Below are 15,679 nucleotides of genomic sequence, written 5' to 3'. Positions count from 1 at the left end.
TCAAAGGGACATACTTTCCGGATTGGGCTTTCTTTCAGTGGCCAGATTTATATACTGAATTGAGTTTTACATGATATGGAGTTCGCTATGACCCGTTTTCAGTCAGGTGTTATTGCTCAGGCTAACACCGATGCCCTGTTTATCACCCTGAATATCTCCCGCTCAGCTGAGGCTGCCGATAATCTACGTACGTTTTTAGCGCAGATCCCCTCTACCGAGTCTCAGTTCCGACAACGTTACCCTGAAGCAGACCTGCACATTACCGTTGCTATCGGCGGTGAGTACTGGGGTCTGCTCAGTCCGGATGAACGTCCTGCTAAGTTAACCAGCTTTCCCGTCTTTACCAATAAAGAGATCACTACACCGCATACACCGGTTGATCTGTTGCTGCATATTCGCTCGGAACGTCATGATCTTAACTACGAAGCCAGTGTTCTGTTAACCGAGCGACTGGGAGATGACGCAACCCTGGTGGAGGAGAATCATGGTTTTCGTTATCTCGACAGCCGTGACCTGACCGGCTTTGTAGACGGCACGGAAAACCCGGAGGGCGATGACCGGATTGCGGTTGCCGTGGTGGGCGATGAAGACCCGACATTTAGCGGCGGTAGTTATATTCATCTGCAGCGCTATGAGCACGACCTTAAAGCCTGGAATCGGATTACAGTTAAACAGCAGGAAGATATTTTTGGCCGGACCAAAGCGGATAATGAAGAATACGCCAGCGAAGCTAAAGCCGCGTTTGCGCATACTAAGCGCACCTCGCTGAAAGATGCTGAGGGTAACTCCATCGAGATTCTGCGGCACAGTATGCCGTATGGGGATCTGACTAAAAGGGGGCTGATGTTCGCCTCCTATGGACGTTCCCCAGAGCCGTTTACACAGATGCTTGAGAGCATGATTCTGGGTGATGATCAGGGTAATCATGATCATCTGATGAATTTTACCTCGGCGGTAACAGGTCAGGCGTTCTTTGCGCCATCAACCGATTGGCTAACGCAATGGGGTTAGTTTTCACTGTCACAGCATCGACTGAAAAATGTCATGAGTTTGTCAAACGGACACAATAGACTACACTTTAGGGATTGGAAAATTCCAGAGGTATAAGCGCCAGTTCCATATTTTTGTAGCTCACGCAGATGAGCACAATTCAGGGACTGAAAAAGTAAAGTGCAAATATAAGAAAAGCGGAGCCGACTATGCAAAATGAGGCGATAACACGAACAATTGCTGTTTTGGGCGTTGATGGTGAAAACTTTGAAGTGGATGGACACTTTAATGGCGATGAGCGCAAGGCTCGTTGGTACACCGTCAAGAAGCTAAGTGATGGCCGGACATTTGTTGACCATCTGCCAACGTTTCCCAGTCATGAAGAGATTCGGAAAATGGTGTCCTGAAGAGCATCATGCAGATAAGAAAAAACCGGGCCATGCCCGGTTTTTTATGCTGTCGTTTTAACGCAAAAGCCACTTTCCGTTAATATTTACTGTACTAACTCGTTGTCGCTGAAGATTCCTTCAAACAGTGGCGTGGAGAGATAACGTTCGCCCGAGTCGGGTAGAACCACCACAATCATCTTGTCTTCATTGCCGGGTTGCGCGGCAACCTGAACCGCAGCACTCAGGGCTGCACCGCAGGAGATACCTGCCAGGATACCCTCTTTCAGCATCAGCTGTCGGGCCATCTCGATGGCATCTTCATTAGAAACCTGCTCAACCTGATCAACAACGGACAGGTCGAGATTTTTAGGCACGAAGCCGGCACCGATACCCTGAATTTTATGTGGTGAGGGTTTTACCTCATCTCCATTCAATGTCTGGGTAATGACCGGAGAGACGGTTGGTTCTACCGCGACAGAGGTAATCGCTTTGCCCTGCTGATGCTTAATATAGCGTGAGATACCACTGATGGTTCCACCGGTACCGACGCCCGCAACCAGGATGTCGATCTGGCCATCGGTATCGTTCCAGATCTCGGGGCCGGTGGTTTTTTCGTGTATTTCCGGGTTGGCCGGGTTTTCAAATTGTTGCAACATCAGGTGCGTTTCGGGGTTACTATGGACAAGCTCCTGAGCTTTTTCAATAGCGCCTTTCATCCCCTTGGCAGGTTCAGTCAGTACGATCTCAGCCCCCAGTGCTTTCATTAGTTTGCGACGCTCCAGGCTCATCGAAGAGGGCATCGTCAGTGTCAGATTATAGCCCCGGGACGCGGCGACAAACGCCAGCGCGACACCGGTGTTGCCTGAGGTGGGTTCAACCAGAGTCATGCCGGGTTTAAGGGTGCCGTTTTCTTCAGCCGCCCAGATCATGTTGGCGCCGATACGGCATTTAACCGAGCCTGCCGGATTTCGGCTTTCCAGCTTGGCGTAGATTTTCTTTCCAGGCGCAATTCTGTTCAGGTGGACCAGAGGCGTTTGGCCGATCGTCAGGGAATTATCTTCAAATATTTTCATAGGGGTACCTGTAACGACTTAAAAATCGGCCGTAGAAGCTCTTTATTAGGAAGCAGTTCCTATCCGGCCGTACTCAAAGGTTAATTGTATGGACTTAGCTATATTCCTTTGGGGTATAAAAAAAATATTCTTATATCCAGGTTGGTAATGATTTAAGCGCAATAAACGCTTTATAGCAAGTCTATGACACATTCATACAGATCGTTTTTTCCGTCTTTACGGCCTGGTATTCTGAGATGTTAGCAACCATGGTTAAATCAGCTATGCTTTTCGGAGGTCTGACTGATATACGCGCTTATAGATGATGCTGGACGTTAATCCTTAGTGTTTATCGGTTTTAATATTAGGTAATTCTGATATTGTGTTGGCTTTGATCATCTATCACCTAAGGTATTCAGATGCGTTTGTTTATGAAATTGATCGCTCCACTGCTCGGCTGGATCGCTTTTAGGCTGTTTCATCTGCCAATATTGAAGGGGTCTAAGGCGAAGCATAGTTTTGTTATGAAGCTGTTTCGTTATGCTGCGGATTATGGCAGCGTACGTGCGTTGTCTGTGTATGGTCATCTGTTGCATTTCCGGGGAGAGGGGGTGACCAACCGGATACAGGGATTAATCTATCTGGAGAGGGCTGCGGATAAAGGCGATAGTAAAGCTGCGTATCAGATGGGTAAAACCTATGAAGAAGGCTATGAGACATATAAAGCAGATGCCGTTAAGGCGGTTAACTATTACCGCCAGGCTGCTGAGGCAGGCCATATACTGGCTATCCGGCGGATGGTAGATATCACCACCAATGGTGAGCTTGAACAGGAGGCGTCCGGTATCGATTCGGCGCACTGGCTAAATCAGTTAGAGGCAGGGCATTATTGAATCACTCTAAAACACAGCGATTACCATGGGGCTGATACTCCCGTAATGCTGCCCCGGTTTGTTATCCGGGGCAGTGACAGTCGATGATGCTTTTCGCTCAGATAACCTTTTATATTACTTCTGCAGATTTTTTAGTTCGGTTTTAAATTCCAGGCGTGCGTTACCCTCTGCTGGAACGCTGATTGTCCAGCGCAACTGACTGGCGTTAACCCGCTTGTAGGGTTGATTGCTTTCAGTCACCTTCCAGTCCTGGTGGAAATTAGCGGTGATCTCTATCTCTTTGGCCTGTTCGCTGCTATTGCTAAGCTGAAGCTCATAACCGTTCAGAAAGCTGTCATAGGTTTTCTCAAACAGGCTTTGTTGCTGTTTGATGGTCAGGTCAAACGCTTTGCCGATTGGCAGGTTAACCGTTTGTCCCTTGCTGCTGTTTTCAATCATGGCGCTGCCGATAAAATGGCGTAAACCCTCAGCATCGGGGCTGAACACTCTGGCGGTGCCTGCCGGAAGCGGGAATCCCAGCCCCTCTTTTTCGCCGTTGATGAAGCTGATATTTATATCCGGTTTCTGATCATAGGTCTGACGATCCAGAGAGGGGTATACCTCAAACTGATAGTGATAACTTTTCTCTGCCGTCACCTTATCTGCGCTGATCAGGCTGACCTGTTTCGTCTGTCCATTCAGCAGGCTGGCCCGCTGCGGAAGTTTGTATAACTGATAATCCTGAAATGATTGCGGCGCACCGCTATCTGCCATTGATTCCGCCCTCAGCATCACCGCTTTCTGGCGTAGCATTGGTGCTGAAGCCTGATTTACCTGGCCGGCCATCAGCAGGATTTTACTGTTGTGAAAGTCCACGCCGGTGTTGTTGTTCAGTGTTGCCAGACCATCGAGTTTAAGCTGATCGCCTGCGTTGTTAACAACCAGAGAGTAATCCATCTGCCAGCTGAGACCCTGGGTCAGATAGGTCAGTACCGCCTCTCCGGCGTTTGTGGTGCCGTCCGAACGGATCTCAAGGCTTGGCCTGGATTGCATCCCCTCTGGCACAGACGGGAAGATAAAGCGCCAGCCCTGCTGATTAACCGGGACTGTCTCGATGCGTCCCTGATATTCAACCAGCGCCTGGTTGCCATCGGAGCTTAGTAGCAGGGCATCGGATATTGTTTCACTACCACTGACACTGTTAAAGCGGGCCAGTTGAACCATCTTTCCGGTATAGGCGTTGAGCAGTGCGTAAACGGATATCAGATTGTTGTTAAGATTCTGCTCAAGGATTTTACCGGCATTTTCCACCTGCAGGGTCTGGCTCATAATCTGGTGGCTGACATCGCGTATATAGAGGGTCTGGCCCTGGTCAATACGGGGCAGGCTGCGGACATCTCTTACTAAACCGAGATCCTGATTATAGAGGGTGATGCTCAGGTCTTGCTGCTTTTCAGAATCGACGTTCAGTGGGGCTGCCTGTAGCGCTCCATTGGTGGCAAGTACACTTAATAACAGGGTGGTTGGTATCAGTGCCGGGATACGTGCTGGTGACAGGGGCTTAAGCATCAACTATTCCTCAGTTGGTTTTATCGGTCAGGTCGAGTGCTATACGGAATCCCCAGCTGTTTTTACTGCTGTCTGGCAGATAGCGATAGCGGCTGGATGAACGGATCACCCGGCCGATATCGAACCAGGAGCCGCCGCGCATAACGCGAAATTCGCAGTCTCCATCAATCATGGCAGAGCCATCCGCCGGAGCATTGAAATACGAGTCCTGATAGCAGTCCTCAACCCATTCATCGACATTACCACTCATATCATGAATGCCCCATGAATTTGGCGGGAAAGATGCTACTGGTGCGGTTTTCTTGCCATCCCATTCAGTGCCGCATTCACTACAGACTGCGCGATCAGGTTCCAGCTCATCACCCCACCAGTAGTTGCTATCGGTGCCGGCCCGGGCAACATATTCCCATTCGGCTTCTGTTGGCAGGCGGTAGGGCTGACCTGTCAGCAGTGCCAGCCATTGCACGTAGGCTTTAGCTTCTTTCCAGGTGACATTGATCACCGGGCGGTTGCCACGCCCCCAGCCCTCGTCGTCCGGCAGAGGGCGGCCCATGGATCGGGCGTAATAATCATAGTCATTGAAGGTGACTTCGTTACGTGCCAGTGCAAAACGGTGACTGATCGTCACCAGATGACTGGGTAGCTCGTTGTCATCACCGACCAGCTTCTGATCGCCCATGGTGAAGCTGCCCCGGGGAATGATAATCATCTGTGGACCTTTAAAACCATCATCCAGCTGATCGGTGAAAACGGTTAATTTATCCGGGTCGGCAAACTTCACATCCATCAGCTCTTTATGCAGCGACCTGGTCTCTTCAATCTTGCCTTTAAGTTCAGCCTGCAATGCATCGGTTTCAGCGGACCGCTGTTCACGTTCAGTGCGCAACGTTTGCTGCAGGTCTGCGATATCTTCCTGAACCGTTTGCAACTCTTCCCGCGTTTGGTTCAGGGCCAACTCAGCGTCGTTGGTGTTCTGTAGTCCGATAAAAAAGGCGATGGTAAAACCGAGCATAAATCCAAAGCTGAAAATGAGTACCGGCACGGCCCAGTCGGGCATCGTTAATCGCCATAGTCTGCGGCGTTTGCTCTCGTCTTCCTGCAGTGGTTCCGGAATATCGTCGTCCGGCGGCAACTCTTTTTTTTCTCCGGCTTCAATAATCTGCTTAAACAGCAGGGAGGCCTGACGGGGTCGTTCTTCCGGGTCGGTTGCAAACGCCGCCTGTAGAATAGCCCACTGTTCCGGGTTCAGTGATGAGGGTTTTTTAAGTTCTTTGCGTACCCGGGTTGGTTCATCTTCAGAGACCAGAAATGGCGCTTTTCCACTCAGCAGGTGGTAGATAATGCAGGCGAAAGAGTAGATGTCTGCTTCCACCGTGACCGGGTTGGGATGAAAGGCTTCAGGGGCCTGATAGGCCAGATGAGATGAGGGAGTATTACTCATCTCATCGGCAATTGTCATCGCTTCATTAAAGGCAAAGTTTGCCAGCTTTACGCCGCCCTGTTTGTTGATAAAGACCGATTCGGGGCAGATCGCTTTATGCGCTTGTCCTGCCCCTGCATGGGCGGTATCTATCGCCGTCGCCAGTTGCTGCAACAGCCCTTTTTTCTGGTTATCTTTGAGTTTGTTAGCCTGTCCGCTGCTGAGTAGCTTTTCCAGTGTCAGACCGTCCATCACCTCAATGGCAAAAAACAGCAGTACGGCCTTTTGCCGGAACATACCGTAATATTCTACAAGGTGGGGATGTTTGAACTTTTTGCTCAGGACAATATGTTTTTGAGCTGAGTCGATAAAACCTTCATGCTTTAGCAGTGCGGGGTCAAAAATCTGCAGCGTGACCGGTACCGAGCGGCTGGTAGAGAGGTCTTCTGCATACCATAGCTGGCCAAACCGGTTGGTTTGAAATTGGTTTGTCAGTCTGAACTGATGATGATCCGGTCCGATGATCTGGCCGGCTTCCAGTCCGTCGTAGATTAGGTCGCTTGGTGAAGCCATTCCTATGCACCCTTGATCGCAAATCCTGATAAGTCTGTTTGATGATAGAGTATGACTAACAAAGAGTTAAGTCTCATTGCTGTCAAAACGGCAGGAATATTGATTGATTTGCCGGGGGAGTGTTCAGGGCGACCCTATAGGGTCGCCGAACAGGCTATTCAGTAATCAGTGGAGCGAAACTTTTTACCAGCTCATCGACCGCCTTCATCTGGGCCAGGTAGGGCTCCAGCTTATCCAGCGGCAGGGCGCAGGGGCCGTCGCATTTAGCCTGGGTTGGGTCCGGATGAGCCTCGAGGAAGAGTCCGGCGATACCCTGGGCCAGGCCAGCTCTTGATAGCTGAGCAACCAGCGCGCGCCGTCCATCGGCTGAATCACTCCTGCCGCCGGGCATCTGCAGGGCATGGGTTGCATCGAACATAACCGGATAGCCCATCTCTTTCATGATGGAGAAGCCCAACATATCAACAACCAGGTTGTTATAGCCAAAACTGCTGCCGCGCTCGCACAGAATCAGGTTGCTGTTTCCCGCTTCCTCACACTTGTTGAGGATGTGTCGCATCTCCTGCGGTGCAAGGAACTGAGCTTTTTTGATGTTAATGACGGCACCGGTCTCAGCCATCGCTTTTACCAGATCGGTCTGGCGAGAGAGAAATGCCGGCAGTTGAATGATATCGCAGACTTCGGCGACCGGAGCTGCCTGATAGGGTTCGTGAACATCGGTGATCAGGGGAACATTGAAGGTTTGCTTAATCTCCTGCAGGATTTTCAGACCTTCATCCAGACCCGGCCCGCGAAAGGAGGTCAGAGAGGAGCGGTTGGCCTTATCGAAAGAGGCTTTAAACACATAGGGGATATTCAACCGGGTGGTGACTTCCACATAGTGTTCTGCGATCTGCATCGCCAGATCTCGTGATTCCAAAACGTTCATGCCACCAAACAGAACCATGGGCATTTCGTTTGAGATGGAGATATTGCCGGCTTTCACCACTTTCTGTTGCATATTCACAAATCCTGTCAATTTTAATACGCTGCTGATTATACGTTAATCTGTTGTGCGATGGAGTATATTTATACTCAGGCAGGATAACTAATAACGTCGTTGGAAGAGGTCATCTCAGTGCAGCAGGACGATAGCCAGGCTTTTCAGCAGTTAGATCGTTTGCTTCAACTCAGCAACACGTTGCAGTTGGCAACCCAGGGGGAGACGGGGCCTGAAGCAAGCTATTCCCCGTTTGTTTTTAGCGGAGGTAATCTGTATATCTTTGTCAGCCAGCTGGCCAGCCATACGCGTAATCTGATGCGCTCGCCTGCCGCCGGGGTGATGCTGATTGAGGATGAAGCCAGCAGTCGGAATATCTTTGCCCGCAACCGTATTACTCTGCAGTGTCATGCCAGTGAGATTGCGGGTGATGATAAAGAGTATGAACCGGTAATGCGTCTCTACCGGGAGCGGCATGGCCCTACGGTGGATCTGTTGCGTACCCTGCCGGATTTCAGGCTCTTCCGGCTGATCCCGCGGCAGGGGCGGTTAGTGCTGGGTTTTGGCCGGGCATTTACATTAGAGATGCCGGGTTTTAAATTACAGCCCATTACTGCAGCCACTGAGGCGGGGTGAGCGTCAGGCTAAAATAAACCGCTGGCCCGATCAGCCCTCTATCATATAAACAACCACCGTTTTCACCAGAAACGCAGCCAGACCAAGCCCCAGTGCGAAGAACAGTACGGCGGTGCCAAATTTGCCGGCATTCGATTTTTTCGCCAGATCGTAGATGATAAAGAATATATACGCGGCGAAAACAGTGATGCCGACGTTGAGAGCTATCGCTTCAATTTCTGCAAGACGCACAGGCTCATTCCTTTTGTTATAAATTTGAATGTTATAAATCGTAAATGGTCAGGGATTGTACAGATTCGAAACGTTAATGTGCAATCGCAGAGGTAGTCAAAATCGGTTTTTTGCAGGATGTTTTCGCTATAAGCTTATGTGTCATGCAGACCCATCTTTCATTATATCTTTGTTCCACTGCATCCGGTTGTCCACCTCCTGCCTGAGTGTCAGCAGAGAGATCTCTCCGTTGCAGTGAACCCCCAGTAACTGGCTATCAGTAAGCATGATCATAAAGAACCCCTTTGGTTGAGTATTTAACCTGAAGTTGTTCAGTGATCCCAGATCGTCTATCCGGCGTCGTATTGCTGGGATATCTGCCGCAAACGTTTGTAATTCTTTCAGTAGTTGCTGATCCAGAGAGGAGTGTTTTACCTCTCTGTTGTTAAGCAGTACCGCTGTACCTGTAACAGAACTGATACGTTCGATATCCTCAATCAGTTCAGCGGTAAAAGGGGGATTATGTGAGCTTGTCGAAAAAAGCTCATCCAGGCTTGTCTTCTCTTCACCCTGCAGTGAGGGCGGGTTGGCGCTAGAGGATATGTCTGACTCCTCTAAGCGCATAACTTCGTCAATCAGTCGTTGGACATCCTCTTTCCGGCGGGCATCGATAAAAAATACAGAGGCTTTTATTTTTAGTTGTTTCAGCCAGGACACATACTTCGCCTGGGTTGGTGTCGGCACCAGATCGCTGCCGGTGACGCCAATCACTAAAGGGGTATCGGGATTGTAAATTTTGAAGTTGCGCAGATAGAAAACAAGGTCTTTAAGGGGGTGGTTGCGGGCATTGTCTAACAACATGATATGACCGCTGCAGTTATGGGCCAGTTCAGTAGAGACCATCTCCCACATAAACCTGAACCGCTCCTGTCCCGGCGTGCCATACAGGTGAATGCGCCTGCCACCGCTTTCCAGCAGTGCGTAATCCATCGCTACCGTCGTTCTGCTTTTTCGTCTCAGGCTTGTATCCGAGATGCGAGCCTCAGTGGTTGCAACACAGTTATTTGTGATGGTGGCAATGGCGGTGGTTTTTCCTGCACCAACCGGGCCAAAGAAGACAATTTTAGAGTCTTTCATCGTGTTAGGAGGTCAGATGTTTTGTCTGACTCCTCGGCCTCATTTCTCTTCTAATGGGTTGTTACTGGAGAATCCTTTTTTGTCTGAACAGTTTGTCAGTATAAAAATTGATCATTAGAGTATAAGCTGTTGCGTTAGTAATCAAAGCTTTATTAAGCTTTTTTATACAGTGCGTATGTCGCTAATAGCGTGGTTATAATTGCCAGCGGTGCTGCTACCATCAGTGCTTCAGCCATGGTAATGCCGAACAGCAGTTCGGGCGTCCAGCCACACAGCTCCCAGGGTTCGAATACCACGGGAAACCATCTGTCCAGTGCAAACCAATCGGGCAGACCGGCCCCCATGGTGCAGCTACTCTCAATCAGGTTGCGTTCAATTGCGAAAGTCATCCAGGAGCGCTCACTGAAGCCCAGTGCAGCAACCACGGTCAGAAGGCTGATGAGAATACTCAGTGGGCGGCTGTTGCGGCACAGGAGCCCAAACACTCCCAGCAGAATAAAGGCCATTACCCAGATGCGCACGTGAATACAGAGTACGCAAGGGCCATAGTCCAGCCCATATTGATAATAGAGGGCGATGCTTTCCATAGCGATACCGGAAACAATCATAGCCAGCCAGTACCACTGACTGCGGAAAAAACAGCTGAGAGCGTTGAACATTGAAAATCCTGTACTAATTAAGATGAATCATGGCTGGTCTGATCCGCGCGGACCGGAGAAGTTCAGCTAGCGGCTTAATATACCCTGCACTAACGGTAGAATCGAGAGTGCCAGTTGTTGATGTTGGTCCAGATCCAGATGGATACCGTCGATCTTGCTGGCGCTGATGACGGTGCCTGCATCAAAGAAATTACACTGGGTATCTGCGGCTATTTTTTGCAGGGCCAGGTCAAATCCTTTGCATTTCTCTTCAGCCCCTTTGAATTTAGCTGCGATAGAACCTTTTGGTTCGATGATGGGGGGCGGGCATATTAATAAAACAGGCGGTACCGGCATGCCGGGTTCTATGGGAGCGCTGCGAATGGTCTGAACGAGTGTGGCAACACCCTGAGCGGCTTCAGTTGCTGTAAAAGTATGTGGGCTTTGAAAATCATTATTACCCAGCATAATGATAACCAGTTCAAGCGGAGAGTTAATTTCGATAGTTTGCTGTAAGCCTTGCGCACCGTTTCGTCCCGGTTTAAACGGATCATTAAGCACCGTTCTGCGACCATTGAGACAATCCTCAATCACTCGCACCTGTGAGCCATTTTGACAGAGCAGTTGTTCCAGCTTGCCAGGCCAGCGTTGATCAGATTCAAAGCGTTTACGTGTATCGGGAATGATGCCCCAGCTGAGTGAGTCTGCGTAAACCAGGACCTGTTTCATGGGGCCTCCTCTGCGTTATCCGGGGCAACGCTCTTGTCAGAAAAAGCGTTGGTTGGAAAACTCTATTTTGGCATAGCGTTAAGAAAAAAGGCTACGCCAAACAGCGCATTACTCCTGAAAGTGGATTTGGCTGTTGAACGCGATAATAACCCGGTCTTGCTGCCCAAAATAGGGCATCGCTGCATGTTTCAGGTAGGAGGGGAAAATAACCACCTGGCCTTCGACTGCGGCGAAATCCCAACTACCGGTGCCGTTGAGATAGGCTGTGCCCGCATCAAGATACTGGTCAGCTCCGTGGCGAGGGTCATAGAAGCGGTTTATGCCGTTTCGACTCTGGATATCGCACTCTCCGGCATCAATATAGTAGATACCACACCAGGAGCAGTTTGGATGCGCGTGGGTGTCATGGTAACCGCCGTTCTCCGTGACATGAAACCAGGATTCAATTATATCAGCGCGGGCCTGCGCACCTTCTGGCCAGAATGGTTCATTAACCGCACTGGCGACGGTGACCAGCATATCTTCAATAAACCCCCGAAGTTCGGTAATGATCGGTTCAGATCGTTGCAACAGATCGAGGGTGCTTTCATAGAGTGCGTGTTTGGCGGTTGGTGCAACCTCGCTTTCTATGGCAAGTTGCTGCTTGTCCCGTAATCCATAGATCAGCTCTAACAAGGGTTCCCGGATGGTATTGTGCAGAGGGTTCTGCACGGTGAACATCTGGGTTTCCCAGACGCTGAGGTCTTCTATGAGGATATCTTGCTGATCCATGGATTAAGTTCTTATGTTAGTTCTTATATCGGTTTCTATTTCGGTGCGCTGAGTATATTCAGCAGGGCGTGAGCCTGATCTGCAGCTTCATGCCCGAGAGGTGTCAGATAGCCACCGTCAAATAATGTAATGAGCTTTTTATCAAACAAGCGTTGTGTGGCATCAACCAGTTCTTGTGCGGCGATGTCCTGATGTACCTTGAGTCCCTGATGATCACTGCTTTGGCTAAAGCGAATGAGCATATTGATCTCTTCCTGAATGTCGTTTGTTAAAGGCATATTGTTATTCTCCAGGTGCTTTTCATATTTCCCACACATTGGCACAGGATAACGGCAAGGTACAGAGGGGGGAGTGAATAAATGTGCGGGTTATTGATTTAGGGCGGTTTTTATCGAAGTCCGATGTCCGGGCGTCACAAAGAGTGTGACTTGTCTGATGTCAGGAAGGGAGTGGGTTAGGTTGGGAAGTGAGCTTTCTCTAACAATGAGCAAACGACGAAGTCGCGTCTGGCAAACAGTGTTTTTTGCTGCGGTCTTAGCCAAGCGTCTGATTGGATTACCGTTGCGCAAAGAGTGCGCAACGTTGTTTCCGTTCGCAAGCTCACTGCGACTCGAATCACCTTCGGTGGCCCGAACACACCGCCCTGACAAACGATTAAAACAAAAAAAACCTCGTGATTAAGCGAGGCTGCTTTGTTTTGAATTTTATGGTGCTGGGGTGGATTATTCCCCTTCGGGCCGTTGCGAAAAAGCACGCAACGTTGTCTCCGTTCGCAGGCTCACTTCGGCTCGAACTACGTCGGTGGTTCTCACCCACCCCTATTCATAAATTTCAGACACAAAAAATCCTCGTGGTTAAGCGAGGCTGTTTTGTTTTGAATTCGATGGTGGTGGGGGGTGGATTCGAACCACCGAAGCTCGCGCGTCAGATTTACAGTCTGATCCCTTTGGCCACTCGGGAACCCCACCACAAGGAGCGCGTATACTATTGATTTGTGATCCCAGTGTAAAGCGGAATAACGAATCTTTTTTTACAGCATGAGTGGTCTTTTTGACCATTATCAAAATTTATTGCTATTTCATTTTTAATTAAAATTATTCTTATTTTTGATGAATTTTCTGCAGCGCTGATGGCACGGGCGTCTGAGCATTTTTTACCGTTTGACTACACCCATAAAAGGCCAAAATCAAGTATTGTAATTAAGTTGTTTATCACTATATTTAGTGCCTAATATTTAGGTGTGCACAACATATGGTGTGCCTGAGGCAGTGTCAGCACAAGTGGCTGGACGAGCTGAGTGAGCATCAGGGAATTCGGGGCTTTGACGTCTAATAACCCGAATCCGGCACTGAAAAGGTTCAGTTAAGAAACCTTGGTAAATCTGATTTTTTCATACTTGGGAAAGCGAAATGCAGGACATATTGGTAACGAAACGGGATGGTCGTCAGGAAAAGCTGGACCTTGAAAAAATTCACCGAGTCGTTATCTGGGCCGCCCACGGTCTTCAGAATGTCTCTGTCTCACAAGTAGAGCTGAAAGCCCATATTCAGTTTTACGATGGCATTAAAACCGCCGATATCCATGAAACTCTGATCAAGTCTGCAGCGGATCTTATCTCTGAAGATGCACCCGATTATCAGTATCTGTCTGCCCGTCTGGCGATTTTCCACCTGCGTAAACGTGCTTTTGATAGCTTTGAGCCGCCTCATCTTCTGACCCATGTGGCGAAGATGGTTGATGCTGGCCGCTATGATAAGCATCTGATAGAAGACTACAGCGAAGCCGAATTTAATCAGTTGAATGAGTACATCGACCACGGTCGGGATATGAATTTCAGCTATGTGGCAGTGAAGCAGCTGGAAGGTAAGTATCTGGTGCAAAACCGGGTCACCCATGAGATCTACGAGAGCCCTCAGATTCTGTATATGCTGGTATCAGCCTGTCTGTTTGCTAACTACCCGAGAGATACCCGACTGGAGTATGTCAGACGTTTCTATGACGCCTGTTCACTGTTTAAGTTGTCGTTGCCAACACCGATCATGGCAGGCGTGCGGACACCTACCCGTCAGTTCAGCTCCTGTGTTCTGATCGAATCCGGTGATTCGTTGGATTCCATCAACGCCACCGCCAGCGCGATTGTAAAATATGTCAGTCAGCGTGCCGGTATCGGTATCAATGCCGGTCGTATCCGTGCGCTGGGCAGCCCTATCCGTGGCGGTGAAGCGTTCCATACCGGTTGTATCCCGTTCTATAAATACTTCCAGACTGCAGTAAAATCCTGCTCTCAGGGCGGCGTGCGTGGTGGGGCCGCAACACTGTTCTATCCGCTGTGGCACCTCGAGGTTGAATCACTGCTGGTACTGAAAAATAACCGCGGTGTGGAAGAGAACCGCGTGCGTCACCTTGATTACGGTGTGCAGCTGAACAAGCTGATGTACACCCGACTGATCAAAGGTGGCGACATCACTCTGTTTAGTCCCCATGAAGTGCCTGGGTTATACGATGCATTTTTTGCGGATCAGGAAGAGTTCGAGCGTCTTTATGTTCAGTATGAGCAGGATGCGTCGATTCGTAAGCGGACCATTAAGGCGGTTGAACTATTTGGTATTCTGGCATCTGAACGTGCTTCTACCGGACGTATCTATATTCAGAACGTGGACCACTGTAATACCCACAGTCCGTTTGATCCTAAGGTTGCACCGGTTAAACAGTCGAACCTCTGTCTGGAGATCGCTCTGCCCACTAAACCGATGAACGATGTTAATGATCCTGAAGGTGAGATCGCGTTGTGTACGCTGTCTGCCTTTAACCTGGGTGCACTGGAAAATCTCGACGAGTTGGAAAATCTGGCGGATCTGATTGTACGGGCACTGGATAGTCTGCTGGATTATCAGGATTATCCGATAGAAGCCGCCCGTACCGCATCGATGAACCGTCGTACGTTGGGGGTTGGTGTTACCAACTTTGCGTATTATCTGGCGAAAAATGGTGTACGTTATTCAGATGGTTCGGCGAATGGTCTGGTGCACAAAACCTTTGAGGCGATTCAGTATTACCTGCTGAAAGCGTCTAATCAGCTGGCGAAAGAGCAGGGGCCTTGTAAGTTGTTCAAGGAAACTAATTACGCCAAAGGTATTCTGCCGACCGATACTTACAAGCGTGACGTGGATGAGTTCTGTGATGAGCCGCTGCACTATTTCTGGGAAACATTGCGTGAAGATATCCGCGAGTTTGGCCTGCGCAACAGCACCCTGACGGCACTGATGCCCTGTGAAACCTCTTCGCAGATCACTAACTCGACCAATGGTATTGAGCCACCACGGGGCTATGTCAGCGTTAAAGCCAGTAAAGATGGTGTCATGAAACAGGTGGTGCCGGAGTACGCTGAGCTGAAAGATGATTACGAGCTGCTATGGCAGATCCCAACCAACGAGGGCTATCTGCAGCTGGTGGGTATCATGCAGAAGTTTGTTGATCAGTCTATCTCGGCCAACACCAACTATGACCCTACTAAGTTCCCTGGCGATAAGGTGCCGATGAAGCAGTTGTTAAAAGATTTGCTGACCGCCTACAAGTATGGTGTTAAAACCCTCTACTACCATAATACCCGTGATGGTGCGACCGACCAGCATGAAGATATGAGCGGTTGTGAGAGCGGTGCCTGCAAGCTCTGATTGATCGCAGCGTAGACTGCGTAAAGGATTTCAGGCCGGT

Annotated in this window: 15 protein-coding genes, 1 tRNA gene and 1 other RNA gene; 5 read left to right on the top strand and 12 right to left on the bottom strand. The window is 49.5% G+C overall.

From position 1 onward, the window contains the following. Positions 1 to 87 precede the first annotated feature (87 nt). Positions 88 to 1,011 (top strand): Dyp-type peroxidase, encoded by a 924-nt coding sequence (locus Q0499_RS10795; RefSeq protein WP_299199169.1) that lies wholly within the window; start codon positions 88 to 90, stop codon positions 1,009 to 1,011. 188 nt (positions 1,012 to 1,199) lie between these two features. Beyond that, positions 1,200 to 1,397 carry a hypothetical protein gene (locus Q0499_RS10790; RefSeq protein ID WP_299199167.1) on the top strand — a complete coding sequence of 66 codons (198 nt, stop codon included), beginning with the start codon at positions 1,200 to 1,202 and terminating at the stop codon, positions 1,395 to 1,397. 86 nt (positions 1,398 to 1,483) lie between these two features. On the opposite strand, the gene cysK is transcribed toward Q0499_RS10790, so the two are convergent. Next, a complete protein-coding gene (gene cysK, locus Q0499_RS10785) occupies positions 1,484 to 2,452 on the bottom strand; it encodes a cysteine synthase A (RefSeq protein ID WP_299199165.1) in 969 nt (322 codons plus the stop codon). A 398-nt stretch (positions 2,453 to 2,850) separates the two neighbouring features. On the opposite strand from cysK, the gene Q0499_RS10780 reads away from it, so the two are divergent. Next, on the top strand, positions 2,851 to 3,324 hold the full coding sequence (locus tag Q0499_RS10780) for a sel1 repeat family protein (protein WP_299199162.1): 474 nt from the start codon (positions 2,851 to 2,853) through the stop codon (positions 3,322 to 3,324). Positions 3,325 to 3,438: 114 nt separating this feature from the next. Here the strand turns inward: Q0499_RS10780 and Q0499_RS10775 are convergent, their stop codons facing one another. The 3 genes from Q0499_RS10775 to kdsA all read right to left on the bottom strand — a co-directional run bounded on the left by Q0499_RS10775 (position 3,439) and on the right by kdsA (position 7,865). Then, positions 3,439 to 4,872 carry a DUF4139 domain-containing protein gene (locus Q0499_RS10775; protein WP_299199160.1) on the bottom strand — a complete coding sequence of 478 codons (1,434 nt, stop codon included), beginning with the start codon at positions 4,870 to 4,872 and terminating at the stop codon, positions 3,439 to 3,441. A 10-nt stretch (positions 4,873 to 4,882) separates the two neighbouring features. Next, positions 4,883 to 6,865, bottom strand: coding sequence for an SUMF1/EgtB/PvdO family nonheme iron enzyme (locus Q0499_RS10770; protein ID WP_299199159.1), 1,983 nt, complete (start codon positions 6,863 to 6,865; stop codon positions 4,883 to 4,885). 154 nt (positions 6,866 to 7,019) lie between these two features. Next, a complete protein-coding gene (kdsA, locus tag Q0499_RS10765; RefSeq protein ID WP_299199157.1) occupies positions 7,020 to 7,865 on the bottom strand; it encodes a 3-deoxy-8-phosphooctulonate synthase in 846 nt (281 codons plus the stop codon). Between the two features lie 117 nt (positions 7,866 to 7,982). On the opposite strand from kdsA, the gene Q0499_RS10760 reads away from it, so the two are divergent. Beyond that, positions 7,983 to 8,480, top strand: a complete 498-nt coding sequence (locus tag Q0499_RS10760; protein WP_299199155.1) for a pyridoxamine 5'-phosphate oxidase family protein — start codon at positions 7,983 to 7,985, stop codon at positions 8,478 to 8,480. A gap of 30 nt (positions 8,481 to 8,510) precedes the next feature. On the opposite strand, the gene Q0499_RS10755 is transcribed toward Q0499_RS10760, so the two are convergent. The 8 genes from Q0499_RS10755 to Q0499_RS10720 form a co-directional block, all read right to left on the bottom strand. Beyond that, on the bottom strand, positions 8,511 to 8,711 hold the full coding sequence (locus Q0499_RS10755; RefSeq protein ID WP_299199154.1) for a DUF2788 domain-containing protein: 201 nt from the start codon (positions 8,709 to 8,711) through the stop codon (positions 8,511 to 8,513). A gap of 141 nt (positions 8,712 to 8,852) precedes the next feature. Further along, positions 8,853 to 9,827: an ATP/GTP-binding protein gene (locus Q0499_RS10750; protein ID WP_299199152.1), complete on the bottom strand. Its 975-nt coding sequence runs from the start codon at positions 9,825 to 9,827 to the stop codon at positions 8,853 to 8,855. 152 nt (positions 9,828 to 9,979) lie between these two features. Continuing rightward, positions 9,980 to 10,486 (bottom strand): disulfide bond formation protein B, encoded by a 507-nt coding sequence (locus tag Q0499_RS10745; protein ID WP_299199149.1) that lies wholly within the window; start codon positions 10,484 to 10,486, stop codon positions 9,980 to 9,982. 66 nt (positions 10,487 to 10,552) lie between these two features. Then, entirely contained in the window at positions 10,553 to 11,194 is a 642-nt protein-coding gene (locus tag Q0499_RS10740; RefSeq protein WP_299199147.1) for an SGNH/GDSL hydrolase family protein, read from the bottom strand. 108 nt (positions 11,195 to 11,302) lie between these two features. Beyond that, complete coding sequence (locus Q0499_RS10735) at positions 11,303 to 11,965, bottom strand: TIGR02466 family protein (RefSeq protein WP_299199144.1); 663 nt, start codon at positions 11,963 to 11,965, stop codon at positions 11,303 to 11,305. Positions 11,966 to 12,000: 35 nt separating this feature from the next. Further along, on the bottom strand, positions 12,001 to 12,243 hold the full coding sequence (locus Q0499_RS10730) for a TIGR02647 family protein (RefSeq protein ID WP_299199142.1): 243 nt from the start codon (positions 12,241 to 12,243) through the stop codon (positions 12,001 to 12,003). 426 nt (positions 12,244 to 12,669) lie between these two features. Continuing rightward, a non-coding RNA gene (locus tag Q0499_RS10725) (RtT sRNA) lies at positions 12,670 to 12,798 on the bottom strand. 51 nt (positions 12,799 to 12,849) lie between these two features. Next, positions 12,850 to 12,933, bottom strand: a tRNA-Tyr gene (locus tag Q0499_RS10720). A 441-nt stretch (positions 12,934 to 13,374) separates the two neighbouring features. On the opposite strand from Q0499_RS10720, the gene nrdA reads away from it, so the two are divergent. Beyond that, positions 13,375 to 15,639: a class 1a ribonucleoside-diphosphate reductase subunit alpha gene (nrdA, locus tag Q0499_RS10715; RefSeq protein WP_299199140.1), complete on the top strand. Its 2,265-nt coding sequence runs from the start codon at positions 13,375 to 13,377 to the stop codon at positions 15,637 to 15,639. Positions 15,640 to 15,679 lie beyond the last annotated feature (40 nt).

The organism is uncultured Amphritea sp. (assembly GCF_937127095.1).
Taxonomy (GTDB): domain Bacteria; phylum Pseudomonadota; class Gammaproteobacteria; order Pseudomonadales; family Balneatricaceae; genus Amphritea.
Note: the sequence above shows the minus strand (reverse complement) of the source record. Positions and strands in the feature narration are given on the sequence as shown.

Coding starts and splice junctions, on each gene's coding strand:
- Q0499_RS10795 (WP_299199169.1), top strand. CDS start 88: ATGACCCGTTTTCAGTCAGGTGTTATTGCTCAGGCTAACACCGATGCC.
- Q0499_RS10790 (WP_299199167.1), top strand. CDS start 1,200: ATGCAAAATGAGGCGATAACACGAACAATTGCTGTTTTGGGCGTTGAT.
- cysK (WP_299199165.1), bottom strand. CDS start 2,452: ATGAAAATATTTGAAGATAATTCCCTGACGATCGGCCAAACGCCTCTG.
- Q0499_RS10780 (WP_299199162.1), top strand. CDS start 2,851: ATGCGTTTGTTTATGAAATTGATCGCTCCACTGCTCGGCTGGATCGCT.
- Q0499_RS10775 (WP_299199160.1), bottom strand. CDS start 4,872: ATGCTTAAGCCCCTGTCACCAGCACGTATCCCGGCACTGATACCAACC.
- Q0499_RS10770 (WP_299199159.1), bottom strand. CDS start 6,865: ATGGCTTCACCAAGCGACCTAATCTACGACGGACTGGAAGCCGGCCAG.
- kdsA (WP_299199157.1), bottom strand. CDS start 7,865: ATGCAACAGAAAGTGGTGAAAGCCGGCAATATCTCCATCTCAAACGAA.
- Q0499_RS10750 (WP_299199152.1), bottom strand. CDS start 9,827: ATGAAAGACTCTAAAATTGTCTTCTTTGGCCCGGTTGGTGCAGGAAAA.
- Q0499_RS10745 (WP_299199149.1), bottom strand. CDS start 10,486: ATGTTCAACGCTCTCAGCTGTTTTTTCCGCAGTCAGTGGTACTGGCTG.
- Q0499_RS10740 (WP_299199147.1), bottom strand. CDS start 11,194: ATGAAACAGGTCCTGGTTTACGCAGACTCACTCAGCTGGGGCATCATT.
- Q0499_RS10735 (WP_299199144.1), bottom strand. CDS start 11,965: ATGGATCAGCAAGATATCCTCATAGAAGACCTCAGCGTCTGGGAAACC.
- Q0499_RS10730 (WP_299199142.1), bottom strand. CDS start 12,243: ATGCCTTTAACAAACGACATTCAGGAAGAGATCAATATGCTCATTCGC.
- nrdA (WP_299199140.1), top strand. CDS start 13,375: ATGCAGGACATATTGGTAACGAAACGGGATGGTCGTCAGGAAAAGCTG.